The sequence below is a fragment of the Ancylobacter sp. SL191 genome, from assembly GCF_026625645.1.
Taxonomy (GTDB): domain Bacteria; phylum Pseudomonadota; class Alphaproteobacteria; order Rhizobiales; family Xanthobacteraceae; genus Ancylobacter.
This window is the reverse complement of the sequence record NZ_CP113056.1, coordinates 290171-311339: the sequence shown is the minus strand read 5'-3', so window position 1 is coordinate 311339 and position 21169 is coordinate 290171. Positions and strand designations below refer to the sequence as shown.

20 protein-coding genes are annotated in these 21169 nt (G+C 68.0%); 12 read left to right on the top strand and 8 right to left on the bottom strand.

The annotated features are described in order from the left end of the window. Positions 1-82 precede the first annotated feature (82 nt). Genes ccoP through ccoN form a run of 4 tightly spaced genes read right to left on the bottom strand, consistent with a single transcriptional unit; the run spans position 83 to position 3584 of the window. Complete coding sequence (gene ccoP, locus OU996_RS01410) at positions 83-967, bottom strand: cytochrome-c oxidase, cbb3-type subunit III (RefSeq protein WP_267583900.1); 885 nt, start codon at positions 965-967, stop codon at positions 83-85. A 4-nt stretch (positions 968-971) separates the two neighbouring features. Further along, a complete protein-coding gene (locus tag OU996_RS01405) occupies positions 972-1127 on the bottom strand; it encodes a cbb3-type cytochrome c oxidase subunit 3 (RefSeq protein ID WP_267583899.1) in 156 nt (51 codons plus the stop codon). 11 nt (positions 1128-1138) lie between these two features. After that, positions 1139-1897 carry a cytochrome-c oxidase, cbb3-type subunit II gene (ccoO, locus tag OU996_RS01400; protein WP_267583898.1) on the bottom strand — a complete coding sequence of 253 codons (759 nt, stop codon included), beginning with the start codon at positions 1895-1897 and terminating at the stop codon, positions 1139-1141. Positions 1898-1907: 10 nt separating this feature from the next. After that, positions 1908-3584: a cytochrome-c oxidase, cbb3-type subunit I gene (ccoN, locus tag OU996_RS01395; RefSeq protein ID WP_267583897.1), complete on the bottom strand. Its 1677-nt coding sequence runs from the start codon at positions 3582-3584 to the stop codon at positions 1908-1910. Positions 3585-3869: 285 nt separating this feature from the next. Between ccoN and OU996_RS01390 the strand changes: the two genes are divergently transcribed. From OU996_RS01390 to cysG, 5 genes are all read left to right on the top strand, one after another. Then, a complete protein-coding gene (locus OU996_RS01390; protein ID WP_267585548.1) occupies positions 3870-4169 on the top strand; it encodes a hypothetical protein in 300 nt (99 codons plus the stop codon). An 89-nt stretch (positions 4170-4258) separates the two neighbouring features. Then, positions 4259-4912 (top strand): peptide-methionine (S)-S-oxide reductase MsrA, encoded by a 654-nt coding sequence (gene msrA / locus OU996_RS01385; RefSeq protein ID WP_267583896.1) that lies wholly within the window; start codon positions 4259-4261, stop codon positions 4910-4912. Positions 4913-5053: 141 nt separating this feature from the next. Beyond that, complete coding sequence (locus OU996_RS01380; protein WP_267583895.1) at positions 5054-5785, top strand: hypothetical protein; 732 nt, start codon at positions 5054-5056, stop codon at positions 5783-5785. A gap of 120 nt (positions 5786-5905) precedes the next feature. Beyond that, the gene (locus tag OU996_RS01375; protein ID WP_267583894.1) at positions 5906-6403 is read left to right on the top strand and encodes a TIGR00645 family protein; all 498 of its coding nucleotides are present in this window, start codon (positions 5906-5908) and stop codon (positions 6401-6403) included. Positions 6404-6493: 90 nt separating this feature from the next. Then, complete coding sequence (gene cysG / locus OU996_RS01370; RefSeq protein ID WP_267583893.1) at positions 6494-7993, top strand: siroheme synthase CysG; 1500 nt, start codon at positions 6494-6496, stop codon at positions 7991-7993. Between the two features lie 120 nt (positions 7994-8113). Here cysG and hisG read toward each other — a convergent pair whose 3' ends face one another. The 3 genes from hisG to OU996_RS01355 form a co-directional block, all read right to left on the bottom strand. Next, a complete protein-coding gene (gene hisG / locus OU996_RS01365) occupies positions 8114-9088 on the bottom strand; it encodes an ATP phosphoribosyltransferase (RefSeq protein ID WP_267583892.1) in 975 nt (324 codons plus the stop codon). After that, on the bottom strand, positions 9085-10203 hold the full coding sequence (locus OU996_RS01360; RefSeq protein WP_267583891.1) for an ATP phosphoribosyltransferase regulatory subunit: 1119 nt from the start codon (positions 10201-10203) through the stop codon (positions 9085-9087). Before OU996_RS01360 ends, hisG begins: the two co-directional genes overlap by 4 nt. 137 nt (positions 10204-10340) lie before the next feature. After that, the gene (locus tag OU996_RS01355; protein WP_267583890.1) at positions 10341-11036 is read right to left on the bottom strand and encodes a DeoR/GlpR family DNA-binding transcription regulator; all 696 of its coding nucleotides are present in this window, start codon (positions 11034-11036) and stop codon (positions 10341-10343) included. 120 nt (positions 11037-11156) lie between these two features. On the opposite strand from OU996_RS01355, the gene deoC reads away from it, so the two are divergent. The 7 genes from deoC to rbsK all read left to right on the top strand — a co-directional run bounded on the left by deoC (position 11157) and on the right by rbsK (position 18631). Further along, on the top strand, positions 11157-11855 hold the full coding sequence (gene deoC / locus OU996_RS01350; RefSeq protein WP_267583889.1) for a deoxyribose-phosphate aldolase: 699 nt from the start codon (positions 11157-11159) through the stop codon (positions 11853-11855). A gap of 78 nt (positions 11856-11933) precedes the next feature. Continuing rightward, entirely contained in the window at positions 11934-12980 is a 1047-nt protein-coding gene (locus OU996_RS01345; protein WP_267583888.1) for an autoinducer 2 ABC transporter substrate-binding protein, read from the top strand. Positions 12981-13118: 138 nt separating this feature from the next. After that, a complete protein-coding gene (locus tag OU996_RS01340; RefSeq protein WP_267583887.1) occupies positions 13119-14615 on the top strand; it encodes a sugar ABC transporter ATP-binding protein in 1497 nt (498 codons plus the stop codon). Between the two features lie 20 nt (positions 14616-14635). Then, complete coding sequence (locus OU996_RS01335) at positions 14636-15586, top strand: ABC transporter permease (protein ID WP_420712737.1); 951 nt, start codon at positions 14636-14638, stop codon at positions 15584-15586. A gap of 14 nt (positions 15587-15600) precedes the next feature. After that, entirely contained in the window at positions 15601-16596 is a 996-nt protein-coding gene (locus OU996_RS01330) for an ABC transporter permease (RefSeq protein ID WP_267583885.1), read from the top strand. Beyond that, positions 16593-17669, top strand: a complete 1077-nt coding sequence (locus OU996_RS01325) for an aldose 1-epimerase family protein (protein ID WP_267583884.1) — start codon at positions 16593-16595, stop codon at positions 17667-17669. Before OU996_RS01330 ends, OU996_RS01325 begins: the two co-directional genes overlap by 4 nt. A gap of 44 nt (positions 17670-17713) precedes the next feature. Continuing rightward, positions 17714-18631, top strand: a complete 918-nt coding sequence (gene rbsK, locus OU996_RS01320) for a ribokinase (RefSeq protein ID WP_267583883.1) — start codon at positions 17714-17716, stop codon at positions 18629-18631. Positions 18632-18826: 195 nt separating this feature from the next. Here the strand turns inward: rbsK and OU996_RS01315 are convergent, their stop codons facing one another. Beyond that, positions 18827-21166 carry a xanthine dehydrogenase family protein molybdopterin-binding subunit gene (locus OU996_RS01315; protein WP_267585547.1) on the bottom strand — a complete coding sequence of 780 codons (2340 nt, stop codon included), beginning with the start codon at positions 21164-21166 and terminating at the stop codon, positions 18827-18829. Positions 21167-21169: the final 3 nt, after the last annotated feature.

Sequence of the window (21169 nt, the reverse complement as noted above, 5' to 3'; positions counted from 1 at the left end):
GTTTGTCAGGCCGCGCGCGCCCTTCTGCGCGCGCCGGCATGCCGGTCTCCGATCAGGTGTCGCCACCGGATCGGAAAGGTCTCTACTGGCCGCCGCCCAGCGCATGGACATAGACGGTCAGCGCTTTGATGGTGGTCGGATCGAGGCGCGTGCCCCAGGCCGGCATGATGCCGCCGCGGCCATTGGTCAGCGTGGCGATCACGCTGTTGCGGTCGGAGCCATAGAGCCAGATGCCGTCGGTGAGGTTCGGCGCGCCGAGCTCGATATTGCCCTTGCCGTCGGCGCCGTGGCAGGCGGCGCAGTTCGCCTCGAACAGCTCCTTGCCCTTGGCGAGGTCCGGTGTGACGCCGACCGGCACCGGCAGGTTGCTGAGCGAGCGGACATAGTCCGCCACCGCGACGATCTCCGGGCGCTGCAGGATACCGTCACGGCCGAAGGCGGGCATGTCGCCGATATGCGCGTCCGGGTCCGCCGAGCGGATGCCGTGGATCAATGTCTGCTGGATCTGTTCCAGCGAGCCGCCCCACATCCAGTCGTCGTCATTCAGGTTCGGGTAGCCCTTGGCCCCGCCGCCGCCCGCCCCGTGGCAGGGAGCGCAATTGTCGCCGAAGGCCGCGCGGCCCTGGGCCCGGGCGAAGGCCAGGAGCTCCGGTGTGCTTTCGATCTGCTCCAGCGAGGCGGCCTGAAGCTTGTCGGCGAAGACGGCGCGCTGCGCGGCGAGGTCGGCGAGCTGCACCTGCACCGCATCGCGCGACTTCCAGCCGAGCACGCCGCTGGTGTAGGAGCTGACCATCGGCCAGGCCGGGTACACCACCCAATAGGCCACGGACCAGACGATGGTGATGTAGAACACCCACAGCCACCAGCGCGGCAGGGGGGTGTTCAGCTCGCGGATGCCGTCCCACTCATGGCCGGTCGTCGCGACGCCGCTGATGGCGTCCACATCGGGTTTGTGAATATCGGCCATGATGTCAGTCCTCGCTCAGAGGCAGGCGGGCGGCGTGGTCGAACTGCGCCTTGCGCGAGGGCGAGAGCGCATAGACCAGCACGCAGAGGAAGAGGCCCACGAAGTAGAGAAGCCCCCAGGTCTGGGCGAATTCGGCGAGGGCGCGATAGGTCTCGTTCATGTCCATCTCCCTCAGCGAATATTCGCCTTGTCGTCATAGAGCTTGAAGTCGACCATGGTGCCGAGCGCCTGGAGATAGGCGATCAGCGCGTCGGCTTCGGTGAGTTCCTTCGGGTTGCCGTCGAAGTCGCGGACATGGGCGCCGGGGTAGCGCTTCTGCAGCTCCGCCACGTCGCCATCCGGGGTCGCCTGGAGGCGAAGGTCGGCGATCGCCTTTTCCTTCATCTCGTCCGTGTAGGGCACGCCGAGGATGGCGTTGACCGCGACGTCCTCGCCGATGTTCTCGTACTTCAGCGGCGTCTTTTCCAGGAACGGGTAGCCCGGCATGATCGAGCCCGGCACCACCGAGCGCGGATCGGCGAGGTGCTGGCGCTGCCACTCGTCGGAATATTTCTCGCCGACGCGGGCAAGGTCCGGCCCGGTGCGCTTGGAGCCCCACTGGAACGGGTGGTCATACATGCTCTCGGCCGCAAGCGAGTAATGGCCGTAGCGCTCCACCTCGTCGCGCAGCGGGCGGATCATCTGCGAGTGGCAGTTGTAGCAGCCCTCGCGGACATAGATGTTGCGCCCGGCGAGCTCGAGCGGCGTGTAGGGGCGCACGCCGGAGACGGTCTCGATCGTGCTCTTGAGGTAGAAGAGCGGCACGATCTCGACGAGCCCGCCGACCGAGATCACCAGCAGGATGCCGATGATCAGCCAGATCGAGTTCTTCTCGAAGAAGGCGTGCTTGGCCCAGAGGGACTTTTTGGGGGATGCGGCCAGTTCAGCCATGTGTCTGTCCTCACTCAGCCGGCACGAGGGACGGGGTCCGCACGCCGGTGTCGGCTTCGACGGTTCCCGGCTGGCGGATGGTCATGAAGATGTTGAAGGCCATCAGCAGGGCGCCGATCAGGAACAGCACGCCGCCCAGCGCCCGGATGATGTAGAAGGGGTGCATCGCCTCGACGGTCTCGATGAAGGAGTATTCGAGGAAGCCGAGCGAGGTGTAGGCGCGCCACATCAGGCCCTGCAGGATGCCCGCCACCCACATCGACGAGATGTAGAAGACGATGCCGATGGTGGAGATCCAGAAGTGCCAGTTGACGAGGCGCAGCGAGTAGAGCTCGCGCTTCTGCCAGAGCCACGGCACCAGGCAGTAGATCGCGCCGAAGGAGATGTAGGCGACCCAGCCCAGCGCGCCGGAATGGACGTGGCCGATGGTCCAGTCGGTGTAGTGGCTCAGCGAGTTCACCGCCTTCACCGACATCAGCGGACCCTCGAAGGTCGACATGCCGTAGAAGGCGACCGAGACCACCATCAGGCGCAGCACCGGGTCGGTGCGCAGCTTGTCCCAGGCGCCGGAGAGCGTCATCAGGCCGTTGATCATGCCGCCCCAGGAGGGCATCCACAGCATGATCGAGAAGGTCATGCCCAGCGTCTGCGCCCAGTCCGGCAGGGCGGTGTAGTGCAGGTGATGCGGGCCGGCCCAGATGTAGAGGAAGATGATCGCCCAGAAATGCACGATCGACAGCCGGTAGGAGTAGACCGGCCGCTCGGCGCGCTTGGGGATGAAGTAGTACATGATGGCGAGGAAGCCGGCGGTCAGGAAGAAGCCGACCGCGTTATGGCCGTACCACCACTGCACCATCGCATCCTGCACGCCGGCCCAGACGATGTAGGATTTGGGCGAGAACACCGAGATCGGGATGCTGGCATTATTGCCGAGATGCAGCACGGCGATGGTGACGATGAAGGCGAGGTAGAACCAGTTCGCCACATAGATGTGCGGCTCCTGCCGGCGCCACAGCGTGGCGAGGAAGACCAGCAGATAGGTCACCCACACGATGGTCAGCCACAGATCGGCGTACCATTCCGGCTCGGCGTATTCCTTGCCTTGGGTGATGCCGAGCAGATAGCCCGTGCCGGCGATGACGATGAAGAAGTTATAGCCGAGCACGACGAACCACGGCGCCAGATAGCCGGCGAGCCGGGCGCGCGAGGTGCGCTGCACCACATAGAAGGAGGTCGCCAGCAGCACATTGCCGCCAAAGGCGAAGATCACCGCCGAGGTGTGCAGCGGGCGAAGCCGGCCGAAGGCGGTCCAGGGCAGGTCGAAATTCAGCACCGGAAAGGCGAGCTGGAAGGCGATGACGACGCCGACCAGGAAGCCGGCAATGCCCCAGAACACAGCCGCGATGGTCGCGAACTTCACCGGGCCGAAATTGTAGTTTGGCTTGCCGTCAATGGTCAGCGCCGGCAGCGCGGCCGGGCGGTCCATGTAGCGGTTGAGGATGACGAACACTGTCGCCAGGCTCGCAAAGGCGGAGAGATAGGCGTGGAAGGCATAGGCGCTGTCCTGCGCCTTGGCCGCCACGGTGATGCTCGATAGGGCGAGAAGGGCGAAGACGACGGCAAGGCCACCCTCGCCGAATGTCAGACTCTTCTTTGCGCCCCCGGCGACGCTGCTTTGCTGCGACATCAGACCCTCCTCGCCCGGATCCTGGTGGCGTGCCCACATCAGACCTGGAACGACTCCATTTTTCCGGCTGGAGCTTTCGCGCTGCGGAAAGGTCGCGGCCTTGATGCAGGTCAAGGCTAGGTGTCTTCACGGACGCGCGAGGCGGCGGCGCAATGCCGCGCCGCAGCAGGGGTTTTCGATGCGGGCGCGCCATGGGGTTGCCCGCGCCCGGCGCGGGCGTCTAAGAGGGGACAGCGCGCGTGTGGGCGCGCGGAGCTCTGGGGCGATGAGGTCGACGTGCTGCGCATGATCCGCTTCCTGCTGCGCTTTCTCGGCATCTGGCTGATGGCCGGCGGCTTCGTCGCGCTGGTGCTGGACGGGGTGCGCTCCATCGCCTCGGCCGAGCTCGTCGCCACCCCGCTCGGCGTCACCTGGCTCGCCACCCATGAGGAGAGCCTCGCCGCCTTCCAGCAATGGATCGGCGACAGGCTGCCGGTCGGTACATGGGATCTGGTGATCGCGCCGATCCTTCAGGCGCCGCTCTTTCTCGTGCTGGCGGTGATCGGCCTGATGCTCATGCTGCTGGGCCGCCCGCGCGCCGGCTGACGCCTTTCGCGAATCGGCCGCGCGGCCCCGACCCTCGCAAAAATCGCTCGCGCTACTTACATTGGCGTCATCCACCGCGAGGACGCGCCATGTTCTTCTTCAAGAAGAGTCCCGAAATGCCGACCCCCGCCGAGGCGCTGCCCGGCCGGTCGCGCCCGCTTCCCACCGCCACCCATCATTTCGTCACCAAGCGCCCGCTCAAGGGCCCCTATCCCGAGGGCCTGGAGACGGCGATCTTCGGCCTCGGCTGCTTCTGGGGCGCGGAACGCAAGTTCTGGCAGACGCCCGGCGTGTGGGTTACCGCCGTCGGCTACATCAACGGCATCACCCCGAACCCGACCTATGAGGAGACCTGCACCGGCCTCACCGGCCATGCCGAGGCGGTGCTGGTGGTCTTCGATCCCGATCAGGTGAGCTATGAGCAGCTTCTCAAGCTGTTCTGGGAGATCCACGACCCGACGCAGGGCATGCGCCAGGGCAATGATGTCGGCACCACCTATCGCTCGGGCATCTACACCACCTCGCCCGAACAGAAGGCCGCCGCTGAGGCGAGCCGCGCCGCCTATGACGTGGCGCTGAAGGCCAAGGGCTACCCGCCGATCACCACAGAGATCGTCGAGGCGCCGGAGTTCTATTTCGCCGAGGACTACCACCAGCAATACCTTGCCAAGAACCCGAACGGCTATTGCGCGCTCAGCGGCACCGGCGTCTCCTGCCCGATCGGCACCGGCGTCACTGCCTGACGCGAACGGGCGGCGGCGCACCCGCCGCCCGGCCTTCCCGAGGGGGTGTCGATTGTTGATCGCATCGCCTGCGGCATCTTCCGCCGAGCGGGGCGGGGGACGTAATCTGTGGTCATTGAGACCCACCCGCGAGGGACCGCCGTGACCGACCGCTGCCGCCTGACACCCCGCTTTTTCCTCGCCGCCCTCGTGGCGGCTCTCCCGTTCGCCGCCCCGTCCGCGCATGCCCAGTCGCCCGCGCCACCTGTGCCGCAGCTGCCCGCGACGCTGCGCGATGCGCGCTATTGCGAGATTGTGCCCATCCATGTGACGCGCGAGGGGCTGCGCGCCTCGGTTTACAACACGCTCGGTTTCGACGCCTGCCCGGCCGATAAATGGGAGGCGCTCACCCGTCTCCAGCTCTTCCGACAGTTCGAGACGCTCGCCGTGGTAATGAACGGCCCGCGCCATTTCATCATGGACGACATCATCGCCACCGGTGCCACCAAGACCGGCGAGGTCATCACTATCGGCGGCATCACGCTGGCCAAGCGCGCCGAGGTGGGGCTGTCTCTGCATCAGGCCATGGGGCCGGCCTATAGCGAGCAGACCATCGAGCGCGACACCACCTACCGCTTCGAGGCCGGCAAGCCGGTCTTCACCCTCACCGCGCCGGACGGGGCGGTCTATGTCATGCAGTCCTACGCGCAGATCGTTGACCCGACGCTCACCTATGCCGAACTTCCCGGACTCGGTGCCAAGCTGAAACTGCCCGCCGGCTGGAGCTATGGGACGCGCACGCCCGACGCCGACCTGCTGCTCACCGCCAACGGCACGGCAACGGTCATTCAGGACGACCTCAAGAACACCTACCAGAAGATGCCGCCGCGCTGAGGGGGGGCTCTGAGACGCGGCGCCGGCCCGATGGAAGGCCGGCGTTCGCCCATGGGCCTTGCCGCCGGGCGGGCGTCGTGTCACCCCTCTCGCAGTCGCGAAAGGGAATGGACCCGCCCCATGCAGAAGCTCATCGAACGCTTCATCTTCATCAGCCGCTGGATCATGGCGCCGTTCTATATCGGCCTCGTCATTGCCCTGCTGGTGCTGCTGTTCAAGTTCGGCCATGAGTTGTTCCACTTCGTCACCCATGCCTATGCCTCGGACGAGAGCGACATCATCCTCGGCCTGCTCGCGCTGATCGACCTGACCTTCACCGGTAGCCTGGTCATCATCGTGATCTTTTCAGGCTATGAGAATTTCGTCTCGCGCATCGACGCCGAGGGCCATGAAAACTGGCCGGAATGGATGACCAAGGTCGATTTCGCCGGGCTGAAGCAGAAGCTGCTCGCCTCCATCGTCGCCATCTCCGCCATCGCCCTGCTCAAGGCCTTCATGAATCTCGACAAGGGCGTGGACGAGAAGCAGCTCATGTGGCTGGTCATCATCCACATGGTGTTCGTCGTCTCCGGCGTGGTGCTGGCCTGGACCGACCGGCTGTCGGAAAAGGGTCACTGAATTTACCGGACGATACACGTTTATTGATTTCAATGGACGTAAAGTCTGTGTAATAAGCGCCATTCCCTTCGCGAGCCCGACCGACCCGCCATGAGCACCGATACGCCGCCGCCCGCCCCGTCCCGCCGCGCCGCCCCGAATGGGGCGCGCATGGCGCCGCTGGCGCGCCTGCCGGTGTTCTTCACGCTGGAAGGCCGGCGCGTCGTGCTGGCCGGCGGCTCGGAAGCCGCCGCCTGGAAGGCGGAACTGCTTGCTGCGGCTGGCGCCGAGCTCCTCGTCTACGCCGCCGAGTTCTGCGAGGATCTGCTGGCGCTCGCGAGCGCCCCGCCCGCCGGCGCGATCACGCTGATCGCCCGGGACTGGGCGCCGGAGGATCTGGTCGGCGCGGCGCTCGCCATCGGCGCGCTGGAGGAAGAGGACGACTGCGCCCGCTTCCGCGCCGCCGCGCAGGCCGCCGGCGTGCCGGTGAATGTCGTCGACAAGCCCGCCTATTGCGACTTCGCCTTCGGCGCCATCGTCAACCGCTCGCCGCTGGTGGTCGGTATCTCCACGGACGGCGCTGCCCCGGTGTTCGGGCAGGCGGTGCGGGCCAAGATCGAGGCGGTGATCCCGCAGGGCTTCAAGCGCTGGGCCGAGGCGGCGCGCCAGTGGCGCCCGGCGGTGCAGGCGCTGGAGCTGTCCTATCAGGGCCGCCGACGCTTCTGGGAGCGTTTCACCGGCGCGGCGCTGGAAGCCCCCGAGGAGGAGCCCTCCGAGGCGCTGAAGGCCGATCTGCTCGCCGATGCACAGACCGGGCGCAGCGATTCCCCGCGCGGCTCGGTCGCGCTGGTCGGCGCCGGGCCGGGCGACCCGGAACTGCTGACGCTGAAGGCCGTGCGGGTGCTGCAATCGGCCGATGTCGTGCTCTATGATGATCTCGTCGCCCCGGCGGTGCTCGATGTCGCCCGGCGCGAGGCGCGCAAGATGCTGGTCGGCAAGACCGGCTACAAGCCCTCCTGCAAGCAGGACGACATCAACGCGCTGATGGTGGCGCTGGCGAAGCAAGGCAAGCGCGTGGTCCGCCTCAAGGGCGGCGACCCGATGGTGTTCGGCCGCGCCGGCGAGGAAATCGCGGAAGCCCGCAAGGCCGGCCTGCCGGTCGAGGTGGTGCCCGGCATCACCGCCGCGCAGGGCGCCGCGAGCCGGCTCGCCACCTCGCTCACCCATCGCGACCATGCCCGCCGGCTGCAATTCGTCACCGCCCATGCGCGCGACGGCAAGCTTCCGCGCGATCTCGACTGGGGCGCGCTCGCCGACCCCGCCGCGACCACGGTGGTCTACATGCCCCAGCGCACCTGGGCCGAACTCGCGGCCAAGGCCATGGCAGCCGGGCTCGATCCGGCGACGCCGGCCATCGCCATCTTCGCTGCCACCCGCCCGCAGGAGCGGCAGGTGCCTGCGACGGTGGGCACGCTTGCCGCCGCGCTCGAGCAGGCGGTTTCCGACGGCGCCACCGGCCCCTGCCTCGTCCTGTTCGGCCACGCGCTGGGCGAAGCCCCCGCCTTCGCCGCCCTCGACGGCGTGGACGACGCGCAGGCGGCGCAGGGCTGACCGCCCTTTGCTGTAATCCCGGCCGAAGCGTAGCGCAGAGCCAGGATCGTGCTCAGGATTGGCATACGGTCCCGGATCGGCCTGCCGGCCGTCCGGGACGACGGCTGAATTGAGGGAATGCTACCCGATCTTGGCTTCCAGCTTGGCGTAGAGCGGGTTCTCGGCCGCGAACACATAGTCGAGCGGACCAACCGACACCGTCGACGCTCCCTTCTCGCGCAGGAACACGGCGAGGCCGTGCAGCGTGTCAGGCGGACAGTGCAGCGTCACCATGCCGGACGAGGTCGGCGCGCCGAAGGGCGCGGTGCAGCGGAAGCGGCGCACCGCCTCGCTCACCACCAGGCTGTCGCAGGCGGTGAAGCGCGTCTTCACCTCGCGCATGGTGGCCGCGCGCTTGGCGGCGGTCACCCGGTCGAGCAGCGCCCGCGCCGCCGCCCGCGCGCCCGTGTTCCAGTCGGCCGAGAGCGAGGCGACGAGATTGGCCTCGGAGCGCAGGATCACCCCGTCATCCACAACCTTCAGCGCGTTCGCCGCCAGCGTCGAGCCGGTGGTGGTGATGTCGACGATCAGCTCCGCCGTGCCGGCCGCCGGCGTGCCCTCGGTGGCGCCCAGACTTTCGACGATGCGGTAATCGACGATGCCGTGGCGGGCGAAGAAGGCGCGGGTGAGGGTGAGATATTTGGTCGCCACGCGCATGCGCCGGCCGCGGCTCGCATGGAAATGCGTCGCCACATCGTCGAGGTCGCGCATGGTGCGCACGTCGATCCAGGCCTGCGGCACCGCCACCACGACATTGGCATGGCCAAAGCCGAGGCCTTCCACCAGCAAAACCTTTGAATCGGCGTCGGGAATGCTCTCGCGCACCAGATCCTCGCCGGTGACGCCGAGATGCACGGCGCCCGCCGCGAGCTGGCTGGCGATCTCGGAAGCCGAGAGATAGGCGACCTCCACCCCCTCGACGCCCGACAGTGTGCCGCGATAGTCGCGCGCCCCGCGCGACTGGTTCAGCGTCATGCCGGCGCGACCGAAGAAGCCGGTGGCGTTTTCCTGCAACCGGCCCTTGGAGGGCACGGCGACGATCAGCGGGGTAGTCATTGGCGCGCCTCCACGGCGTCGAGGCGATCGAGCCACACGGCGAAGCCGACCGCCGGCACCGGACCGGGCGCGCCGAGCCGGGCGAGCAGCCCGTCATAGCGCCCGCCGGCGACCAGCGGCGCGCCGTTTCCATTCTCGTGCAGCTCGAACACCATGCCGCTGTAATAGTCGAGCGGCCGGCCAAAGGCGGCGGCGAAGGACAGGCGCTCGGGCTCGATGCCCTGCGCGGCGATGAAATTGGTGCGGCTCTCGAAGCTGTCGAGCGCGGCGGCAAGGTCCAGCCCGGCCTCGTCGGCCAGCGCCCGCAGCGCGCCGGCGGCGGCGTCGGGATTGCCCTGAATGGCGAGATAGCGCTCCAATACTGCGACCTTCTCCGGCGCCAGCCCCTCCGCGTCGCCCGGCGCGGCCTGCTCCAGGAAACGCTCGGCGATTTCCGAGACGGTGCGGCCGGCCACCGTGGTGATGCCGGCGATGGACAGCAGGTCCGCCACCAGCGCGCGGGCGGCGGCGGGGTCGGAGCCGGCCAGCGCCGAGAGCACGCCGGCATGGGCGGAGACGCCGCCGGCTTGCGGGCGCTGCTTCAGCGCCTCGAGATCGGCGCGCAGATCGCCGGAACGGGCGAAATCCTTCATCAGCCGGCGCCGCCAGCCGGGCGGCAGGTCGAGCGCGTCGAGCAGCGCTGCGAACAGACCGGCATCGCCGAGGCGGATGGTCGGGTCGATCACGCCCCAGAGCGCGGCCGTCTCCAGTCCCAGCGCCAGAAGCTCGGCATCGGCGGCCTCGCGATCCGTGCGGCCGAAGGACTCGACGCCCGCCTGCAACAGCTCGCCCTGCGCGACATCCGAGCGGAACACCGGGCCGAGATAGGCGAAATCGCGCGGCTGGGCGGCACCGTCGGCGATGTAGAGGCGGCACACTGGCAGAGTGAGGTCCGGCCGCAGGCAGAGCTCGCGCCCCTCCGGGTCGGTGGTGATGAACATGGTCCGCCGCATTTCCTCGCCGGAGAGGTCGAGAAAGGCGTCGGCCGGCTGGAGCACCGGCGGCTCGACACGCGCGAATCCGGCGCGCGCATAGAGCGCGAGCAAGTCGTCGGCGTGGCTCATTTCGGCGGGCATGGGGCTCTGGTCCGCTGCGATCAGTCGAGGAGCGCCCGGCGGGCGCGCCGCGCGCTTCTAGCAAAGGGGGCGGGCCCGGTCCATGCACGGCGCATGACATGGTTGCCAGCCCGCCACGCGCGCCGTCGCCGGCTGGGTTAATCCGTGATGACCCGCGCGAACTGCTCCGGCCGGGCGAAATAGGCCGGCTTGATCTTGTCCAGCTTGCTGGTGTCGACCACCAGATAGGCCGCGCCCGCCCGCGCCAGCACCGCCTGCTTGATCGGCACCTCGTGGAAGTTCGAGCAGGTGACGCCGTGCTGGGCGTGGACGCCGCCGGCGGAGATGAACGCCTTGCTGATGCCGAGCCGCTCCAGCGTGCGCAGCGCCTCCTCGCCGGAGAAGGTCTGCGATGAGGCGTGGAACAGCCCGCCGAGCAGGATCAGGCTGGTATTGGGCCGCCCCGCCACCCGCGCGGCGATGTTCATCGCATAGGTGATGACGGTGAGCCGCCCGGTGACGGGCAGGTGGTCGATCATGCGCGGCGTGGTGGTGCCGCAGTCGATGAAGATGGTGTCGTCGGGCTCGACCAGCCGCGCCGCCGCACGGCCCGCCAGTTCCTTCGCCTCGGCATGGGCATCGGCTTCGGTATCGAGCCGGTAGGTCGAGGCGCGCTCGCCGCCGGCGGGCAGGATGTAGCCGCCGAAATAGCTGAACAGATCGGGTGAGGCGGCGAGGTCGCGGCGCACCGTCATCTCCGAGACGCCGAGATGCTCGGCGGCGTCGCGCAGATGCAGCACGCCTGCGGCGCGCAGCCGCTCATCCAGTTGCCGGATGCGTTCGGACTTTTTCACAGCTTCCCCCGTCGCCCTCACTTCCATCGACGCTCGGCCTTGACTCGTCAAGGGACGCATGAAATGTTCGCAACAAAATTTGTGATAATTATAACAAATTACGCCAGATCGAGACATTCAATGGCAGAAAATGCACAGGCGCCGCGGGATCCGCGCGCGCTGGCCGGTTTCATCGACCATACGATCCTCAAGGCCGAGGCCTCGCGGGCCGAGGTGGCGCGTCATTGCGACGAGGCGCTCGCCCATGGCTTCGCCTCTGTCTGCGTCAACGCCGTCCATGCCGCCTTCGTCGCCGGCCGCCTCGCCGGCAGCCCGGTGAAGACCTGCGTGGTCATCGGCTTCCCGCTCGGCGCGGGCGGTGCCGCCGCCAAGGCGGCGGAAGCCGCGCTCGCCATCGCCGCCGGGGCGCAGGAAATCGACATGGTCCTCGACATTGGCGCGCTGATCGAGGGCGACCTCGCGCGCTGCCGGAGCGACCTCGCCGCCGTGCGCGCCGCCACGACCGGGACCGTGCTCAAGGTCATCCTCGAAACCTGCTTGCTGACCGACGCGCAGAAGGAAGCGGCCTGCCGCCTCTCGCGCGAGATCGGCGCGGATTTCGTGAAGACCTCGACCGGCTTCTCCACCGGCGGCGCCACTGTCGCCGATATCGCGCTGATGCGTCGGGTGGTCGGCCCGGCGATGGGCGTGAAGGCCTCCGGCGGGGTGCGCGATGCCGCCACCGCCTGGGCGATGATCGATGCCGGCGCCACCCGCATCGGCGCCAGTGCCAGCCTCGCCATTGTCGGAGGCGCCGCCCCGGCTACGGCGGGCTACTGACCGACTCAACGCCACAAGATCGAACGCCACACGATCACGAGCGATCTCAAGATCAAACGCATGTCTGGGAGGACATCCATGAGAAAGACCCTACTCACCCTCGCCGCCGGGCTGTCGCTGCTCGCGCTGCCCGCCCTCGCCGATGGCGTGGTCGACACCAGCCAGGTGCGCAAGGACATCACTGCCGCCGCCACCGGCAAGAAGTTCTCCATCGCCACCGTGGTCAAGGTCGACGGCATCGCCTGGTTCGACCGGATGCGTGACGGGGTGAAGCAGTTCGGCACCGACACCGGCATGGATGTGTGGCAGGTCGGCCCCAGCCAGGCCGACGCCGCCGCGCAGGTGCAGCTGATCGAGAATCTGATCGCCCAGGGCGTCGACGCCATCTGCATCGTGCCCTTCTCGGTCGAGGCGGTGGAGCCCGTTCTGAAGAAGGCCCGCGATCGCGGCATCGTCGTCATCGCGCACGAAGCCTCGAACCTGAAGAACGCCGACTACGTTCTCGAAGCCTTCGACAACAAGGCCTATGGCGCCCAGCTCATGGAAGTGCTCGGCAAGTACACCGGCGGCAAGGGCAAGTACCTCGCCACGGTCGGCAGCCTGACCTCGCAGTCGCAGAACGAGTGGATCGACGGCGCCATCGAGTACCAGAAGAAGCACTTCCCCGACATGGCGCTCGCCACCCAACGCCTCGAAACCTATGACGACGCCAACACCGACTATAACCGCCTGTCGGAAGCCCTCACCACCTACCCGGACGTGAACGGCATCATTGGCGGCCCGATGCCGACCTCGGCGGGCGCCGGCCGGCTGATCGCCGAGCGCGGCCTCAAGGGCAAGGTGTTCTTCTCCGGCACCGGCCTGCCGTCCGTCGCCGGCAAGTATCTCGCCGATGGCGACATCCAGTATATCCAGTTCTGGGATCCGGCGGTCGCCGGCTATGCCATGAACGAGCTCGCCGTGATGGCGCTCTCGGGCAAGAAGGATGAGATCAAGGCCGGCCTCAATCTCGGCCTCAAGGGCTATGAGAAGCTCACCACCCCGGCCGGCGCGGCGCCCAACCTGCTCTATGGTCAGGGCTGGGTCGGCGTGACCAAGGAAAACATGGGCCAGTACAAGTTCTGACGCGCCTTTTCCGGGCGGGTGGCCTTGGCCGCGCCGCCCGGCAGAGGGTGCCCAGCTTGAGCGATCCACGGAGCCTCAGGCTCCGTGAGCGGCCGGGAGCTTTCCCGGCCGTCCCTGTCCCTTCCCAGAGCACGTCTCATGGCCGAACCCCTGATCGAACTGCGTGGCGTCACCAAGCGCTTTCCCGGCATGAAGGCGCTGGACGGAATCGACTTCCGCATCGACCCGGCGGAGATCCTTTGCCTTGCCGGCGAGAATGGCTCGGGCAAGTCGACGCTGATCAAGATCGTCTCCGGCGTCTATGATTTCGACGAGGGCGCGCTGCTGATCGACGGCGCGCCGGTCACCGGCTTCTCGCCGCGCGCGGCCATCGCCGCCGGCATTCAGGTGATCTATCAGGACTTCTCGCTGTTCCCGAGCCTTACCGTGGCCGAGAATCTCGCCATGGGCCGGCTGCTCAGCGAAGGCTGCCGTTTCATCGCCCCGGCCGAATGCCGCCGGCTCGGCGCCGAGGCGCTGGCGCGGCTCGATGTCGCCATGGACCTCGAGGCGCGCGTCGGCGACCTCTCCACCGCCGACCGGCAGATCGTCGCCATCGCCCGCGCGCTGATGAGCCAGACCCGCCTGCTCATCATGGACGAGCCGACCACGGCGCTCACCGGGCGCGAGGTCGACCGGCTGTTCACGCTGGTGCGCGAGATCCGCGCCAAGGGCATCGCCGTGCTCTTCGTCAGCCACAAGATGCGCGAGATGCTGGAGATTTCCGACCGCATCTGCGTGTTCCGCAATGGCCGCAAGGTCGAGGAAGGCCCGACGACCGATTTCACCGAGGCCCGCATCACCCGCGCCATGACCGGGCAGGATCTCGGCCATGAACGCTATGTGTGGGCGGGCGATGCCGCCGCCGCGCCGCGTCTGCGCGTCGAGGGGCTGAGCGTCGGCGAGGCCGTGCGCGACGTTTCGCTCGAGCTGCGCGCCGGCGAGATCGTCGGCCTCTCCGGCCTGCTCGGCTCCGGCCGCACCGAGCTTGCGCTCGCTCTGTTCGGCATGGAGCCGGAGCATCGTGGGACCATCACCCTCGACGGGCGGGCGCTCGCGCTCACAAGCGTGCCCGAGGCGGTCGAGGCCGGTATCGCCTATGTGCCCGAGGACCGGCTGTCCGAGGGGCTGTTCATGAGCCAGTCCATCGCCCGCAATGTGGTGGCGAGCGCCATCGAGCGGGCGACGCGCGGGCCGTTCCTCTCCGATGACGCGATGACCGCGCTGGCCGAGCGCACGGTGGACGACATGCGCATCGCCACCACCGATGTCGACAAGCAGGTCGGCAAGCTCTCCGGCGGCAACCAGCAGCGCGTCATCATCGGTCGCTGGCTGCTCACCGGCCCGCGCGTGCTGATCCTCAACGGACCGACCGTCGGCGTCGATGTCGGCTCCAAGGCCGAGATCCACCGGCGCATCCGCGACCTCGCGGTGACCGATGGTCTGGCGGTGCTGATGATCTCCGACGACGTGCCGGAGCTGCTGCACAACTGCAACCGCATCCTCCTCATGCATCGCGGGGCGATCGTCGACGATCTCGACCCGCGCGGCCTCGAGGAGGACGACATCCACACCCGCTTGAAGACGCTGCGCTGATGAACCTCCTCGCCAAGCTGATGCGCCGCTCCGAGACGGCGGTCTTCCTGATCGTTGTCGCGATCATGATCCTGATCGGCCTGATCAACCCCGCCTTCTGGCAGGCCGACAATCTGTTCAACCTGCTGCGCGCCAATGTCATCATCGGCATCATGGCGCTGAGCGTGCTGGTGGTCATGGTCTCCGGCGGCATCGACGTGTCGTTCCCCGCCTTCGCGGCGGCGGCGATGTACCTCACCGTGCTGGCGATGAACGCCTATGGTCACGAGGGCGTCCTGCTGCCCTTCATCGGGGCGACGCTGATCGGACTGGTCTGCGGCCTCGCCAACGCCTTCTTCATCCACACCTTCCGCATGATCCCGCTGATCGTCACGCTGGGCTCCGCCTCGGTGGTGCGCGGGCTGCTGCTGGGGCTCGTCGGCACCTCCATCGTCAATATCGACCGCATGCCGCCGGCGCTGATCGCCTTCGGCCGCTCCAGCGTGGAGATCGGCGGGGCCAAGCTCTCGGTGATGGTGTTCGTCTATCTCGCCATCGCCGCGCTGGTGTTCGCGTTCCTCACCCGCACCATGATCGGCCGCTCGATCTTCGCCTATGGCGACGACGCGGAATCGGCCAAGCGCGTGGGTTTCAACACGCGGCGCACGGTCTATGTCGCCTATGGCCTCGCCGGCGCGCTGGCGGGTTTTGCCGGGCTGCTGCACGCCTCGATGATCTGGCTCGCCAATCCCCGCGACTTCGTCGGCTATGAGCTCGACGTGATCGCCGCGGTGGTGCTGGGCGGCGCCTCGATCTTCGGCGGGCGCGGCTCGGTGCTCGGCACGCTGCTTGGCGTGTTCCTGCTGGTGCTGATCAAGAACAGCCTCATCATCATGCGCATCGACAATACCTGGCAGGGCGTGGTGGTGGGCGGCGTCATCGTCGTCGCCACGGCGCTCACCGCCTGGCGCGACCGCAAGACGCTGGCGTGAGGGAGACCGGCCCGATGAACAAGCAGTTCGACCTCTCGCGCGTCATCAACCGCGACAACAACATCCTCCAGCTCATCCTCATCACCGTGGTGATCTTCGCGGTGATGAGCTGGCTCGAACCGACCAAGTTCCTGCGCTACTACAATTTCGAGTCGATCAGCTTCATCTTCCCGGAGCTCGGCATCGTCGCCATCGCCATGATGCTGGCCATGCTCACCGGCGGCATCGACCTGTCGGTGATCGGCATCGCCAATCTCGCCGGCATCCTCGCCGGCGTGTTCTTCACCAAGCTCTTTCCCGGCGATCCCGCCGCCGGCATGGCCGGGGAGATCGCCCGCGTCGCCGCCGGCGTAATGCTGGCGCTGGGCGTCGGGCTGGTCGCCGGGGCGCTCAACGGGCTGCTGATCACGCGGGCGAAGATCACGCCGATCCTCGCCACGCTCGGCACGGGGCAGGTGTTCACCGGCCTGTGCATGGTGCTGACCGGCGGGCCGGCCATTGTCGGCTTTCCTGCCTATTGGGGGCTGATCGGCAATGGCAAGCTGTTCGGCATCGCCGTGCCGCTGCTGATCTTCGTCGCGGTGGCCATGGTGATCGCGGTGCTGCTCACGCGCACCTCCTTCGGCCTCAACCTGTTCCTCATCGGCACCAACCCGCGCGCCGCCCTCTTCGCCGGGCTGAAGAGCGACCGCATGGTGCTCGCCTCCTACATGCTGAGCGGCACGCTCGCCGCGCTCGCCGGCATCATGCTGTCCGGCCGCACCAATGCGGCGAAGTCGGATTACGGCACTTCCTACCTCTTGCAGGCCGTGCTGATCTGCGTGCTCGGCGGCACCAACCCGGCCGGTGGCCGGGGCACGGTGCTCGGCATCTCCATCGCGGTGATCGCGCTCATGCTGCTGGCCTCGGGCTTCCAGATGATGCGCTTCTCCAACCATCTGATCGACTTCATCTGGGGCGGCTTCCTGCTGCTCGTCATGGTGCTGAACGCCTTCAGGAACCGCGCATGACCCGCTTTCATCTCGACCGCCGCGCTTTTGGCGAGGGGGAAACCCTCGCCGTCGAGCATGAAGGGCTGACCGCCCGCCTGTTCCGCTACAAGACCGGCGTCGAGGCGGTGCGGCTCGCCAATGCGCGCGGCTCCCTCGTGGTGCTGCCCTATCTCGGCCAGATGATCTGGTCCGCCGCGTTCGACGGCGTCGATCTGACCATGCAGAGCATCTTCAAGGCGCCGCGCCCCGTGCGCACCATCGCCGAGACCTATGGCTGCTTCGCCTTTCATTCCGGCCTGCTGCGCAACGGCGTGCCCGGCCCCACCGACAGCCACCCCGCTCATGGCGAGATGCCCTGCGCGCCGATGGACTCAGCCGGCATCGAGGTGGGAAGCGATGCGCGGGGCCCGTGGATGCGGCTGTTCGGCGCGTACGACTACGCCATGGGCTTCGGCGCCCATTACGAGGCCCGCCCGAGCGTGACGCTGCACGCCAGTGACGCCCGCTTCGAAATGGCGATGGAGGTGACCAACCTCTCCGCCGGCGACGCCATGGACCTGATGTACATGGCGCATGTGAACTACGCCTTCGTCGAGGGCGGCGAGATCCTGCAACAGGCGCCCTTCGACGCGGAGCACACCGCGGTCCGCCGCGCCGTGCCGGCTCATGTCACGGCGAACCCGGCCTATCTCGCCCGCATCGAGGCGCTCGCCACCGACCCTTCCGCCAGCCGCGTCATCCGCCGGGACGACGGTTTCGATCCCGAGCAGGTGTTCTATCTGCGCGATCTCGCCACCGATGCCGCCGGCACGACCACCCAGCTGCTGCGCCGGCCGGAGGGCGACGCCTTCCTCACGCGCTACAAGCCGGCGGATTTCCCGAAGACGGTGCGCTGGATACTTGCCGGGCATGACCAGTCGGTCTGTGCCTTCGCGCTGCCCTCGACCTGCGAGCCGGAGGGCTATGCGGCTGAAAAGGCCAAGGGCAACGTCATCCGCCTGCCCGCCGGGGCGACCGTGCGCTACAGCGTCGAGCTCGGCCATCTCGATGCGGGCGAGTGCGCGGCGCTCACCGCGATGCTGGCCGGCTGAATGCAACAAGGCCGTCCCGGCAAGGGGCGGGAAGGGGAGTTGAGATGTCGAAGATCGCCGTCGTCGGGTCCAACATGATGGACCTCATCACCTATGTCGACCACATGCCGCTGCGCGGCGAGACGGTGGAGGCGCCGAGCTTCGAGATGGGCCATGGCGGCAAGGGCGCCAATCAGGCGATCGCCGCCGCGCGACTCGGCTCCAAGGTGGTGATGGTGACGCGGGTGGGCGAGGATACGTTCGCCGACGCGACCCTCGCCAATTTCCAGCGCAACGGCATCGACACCACCCATGTCATCCGCACGCCCGGCGCGCCGTCCGGCGTTGCGCCGATCTTTGTCGAGCCCTCGGGCGAGAACTCCATTCTCATCGTCAAGGGCGCCAATGCGCAGCTCTCGCCCGCCGATGTCGACGCCGCCGCCCCCCTGCTCAAGGGCTGCGCGCTGATCCTGATGCAGCTCGAAATCCCCGTCGAGACGGTCTACCACACCGTCCGTCGGGCAAAGGAGTGGGGCGTGCCGACGCTTCTGGTGCCGGCGCCCGCCTTGCCGGACCTCGACGTGTCCCGCCTCGCCGATCTCGCCTTCCTCACGCCGAACGAGACCGAACTCGCCACGCTGACCGGCCTGCCGGTCGATACCGAGGCGCAGGTGGAAGCGGCGGCGAAGTCGCTCACCGGGCGCGGCATCGGCACGGTGGTCGTCACCATGGGCGGGCGCGGCGCGCTGCTGGTGACCGGCGATGAGGTGACGCGCGTCGCCCCGGTCAAGGTCGCGCCGGTCGACACGACGGGCGCGGGCGACGCCTTCATCGGCGCCTTCGCGCATTTCCACACCCAGGGCCTGCCGGTCTTCGCCGCGTTGGGCGAGGCGGCCAAATACGCCGCCGATTCCATCACCCGGCGCGGCACCCAGCGCTCCTACGCCACCGAAGCCGAGTTCCGGTCGCGCTTTCCGGGGTGAGGGGGCGCAGTGGTGCCGTTATCCCAGGTCCAATGGCCTCGCGCCCTATGTCAGCTAGGCCACCTCCTTCGAGCCGGTAAGCGGAGTCGACATCAGCGGCACCCCCTTCTTGCCCTCCACCGCCGAGCAATATGAGATAGGCGCGCTTGCCCGCGAGCGACGCAGGCTGGAACGCCATCGCGGATCGCGCCGTGATCATTCCCTTCCGCTGTGGGGCAGCACCAGATTGTCCACCCACGCTTGCAGGATATGGGGGAAGGTGAGTTCCGGTTCGCGGCCGAGCAGCAGGGCGAGGACGCGCGGCGGCGTCAGCGGGAGCTCCTGCACCCGAAGGCCCGTGGCGTTTGCCACCGCGCAGGCCACCGTCGCCCCTACATTGAGGATCGGCACCTCGCCTGCACCCTTGACGCCCAGCGGTCCAAGCGATGGCGCGCCCTCGAACAGGTCGATCTCGACCGGCACCACGTCGCCGGCGAGCGGCACGCGGTAGGTCTCGAAGCCCGCCTGGCGGACACGGCCGCAGGCGTCGATCGACACCTCCTCGTGCAGCGCATAGCCCAGCCCCTGCACGACGCCACCCTGGATCTGGCCGCCAATGGCGCTGCGGTTGAGCGCCCGCCCCACATCCTGCACGACGCGATAGCTCAACACCTCGACATGGCCGGTATCGGGATCCACCGCGACATCGCAGTCATGGACAGCGAAGACCGGAATATCGAGTGCGTCGATGAAGTGGCCGGCGACGCAGCCCGGCAGGGCGGGTACACCCTTGCGGGTGGAACTACCGGTACCGCCGACCGGGCCCGACAGGGCCTGCGCCCGTGCGGTCACCTCGGCAATGCTGAAGCCGGTTCCATTGGGCCCGGCGATCTCGATCCGTCCATTGCCCATCACCAAGTCGTCCGGGGTGGCATCCAGCATCTGCGCCGCGACGGCCAACAGCTTTCCCCGGACGTCTTCCGCCGCCGCGAGACTGGCGGCGCCGAGCGACACGGTCTGCCTGCCGCCGCCGACGCCGACATCGTAGCCCGAGGCATCGGTGTCGGCCTGACGAACCACCACATCCTCCGGGCGGATGCCGAGGGCTCCGGCGACGATCTGCGGCAGGCTCTGCATCATCGAGCCGGAGCCGATCTCGACACCGGAGGTGACGAGTGTGGCGCTGCCATCGGCATTCATGTTGACCGTTGCCGCCGACGGCCCCGTGAACACGAACCAGGTGCCGACGGTCGTCGCCCGCCCGTAAAGGCGCCCATCCTCGGCGCGAGCCGGCTCGTGGCGCGCGCGCAGGGCGTCCATGCGCGCCAGCATCGGGCGCAGCACCTCACCTTCGAAAACCTGGCCGGTGGCGCCGAGATCGCCGTCGCCGAGCACATTGCGCCGGCGGAACTCGAGCGGGTCCATGCCGAGGGCGGCGGCGATCTCGTCGGTGTGCCGTTCCAGCGCGAAGGTGTTGTAGACCCCGTTGCAGGCCCGGAAGGCGCCGTTGGGCGGAGTGTTGGTGTAGACGGCACGGGAGGCGAGGCGGACCGCACCCAGCCGGTAATTGCCGCCCAGCGTGTGGGCGGTCATGGTGGTCAGGAAGATCTGCTCGCCGCCATGGGCGCCGCAATCCATCAGCACCACCGCCTCGCGACCGGCGATCTCGCCCTCCCGCGTCACCGCGGAACGAATGCGGATCTCTGCATTCTCGCGGAACAGGCAGGTGAGCATTTCCTCTTCGCGCGAATTGGCCAGCCGCACCGACCGGCCGCTCTTCTTCGCCAGAAGCGCGGCGAAGGGTTCGATGGCAATGTCGAATTTGAGGCCGAAGGCTCCGCCCACCGGCGGTACGGTGACCCGCACATGCGAGGCGGGCACGCCGAGAAATCGCGCGGTCGCGATGCGCACGGTCCACGGCACCTGCGTGGATGTCTCGATATGGAAGCGGCCTTCCTCATAGCGCGCCACGGCTGCCCGCAGCTCGAAGGCCATGTGGTTCTGCCGGCCAACGCGGAATGTGCTCTCGATGATCGTCACATCCGGCCGGGCGAAGGCGGCGTCGACATCACCGCGCACGACCGTCGCCTCCCAGGCGACATTGCCGGCGCGGGCGCCGCCTTCAAACAGAATCTCATAGTCCTGCCAGTGCGGGTGGACGAGCGGGGCATCGGGTGCCAGCGCCTCCTCCATGGTGACGACGGCCGGCAGCGGCTCGATCTCGACCTCGATCGCCGCAAGCGCCGCCAGTGCCTGCTCCGGTGTGTCCGCGGCCACGGCGGCAAGCGGTTCGCCGACATAGCGCACGCGATCCTCGGCGAAGAGCGAATGATCGGCGATGCCGATTCCCACGCGACCCGGCGCGTCGGCGGCGGTCGCCAGGGCACGCACGCCCGGCAGCGCGGCGGCCTTCGAGGTGTCGAGCCTCACGAGCCGCCCCGACGCGACCGGTGCGCGCAGTACGGCGGCGTGCAGCATGCCCGGAGCCGCGCGATCAATGGTGTAGCGCGTGCGCCCGGTCAGCTTGTCGCGGGCATCGCGGCGGCGAAACTCCATCAC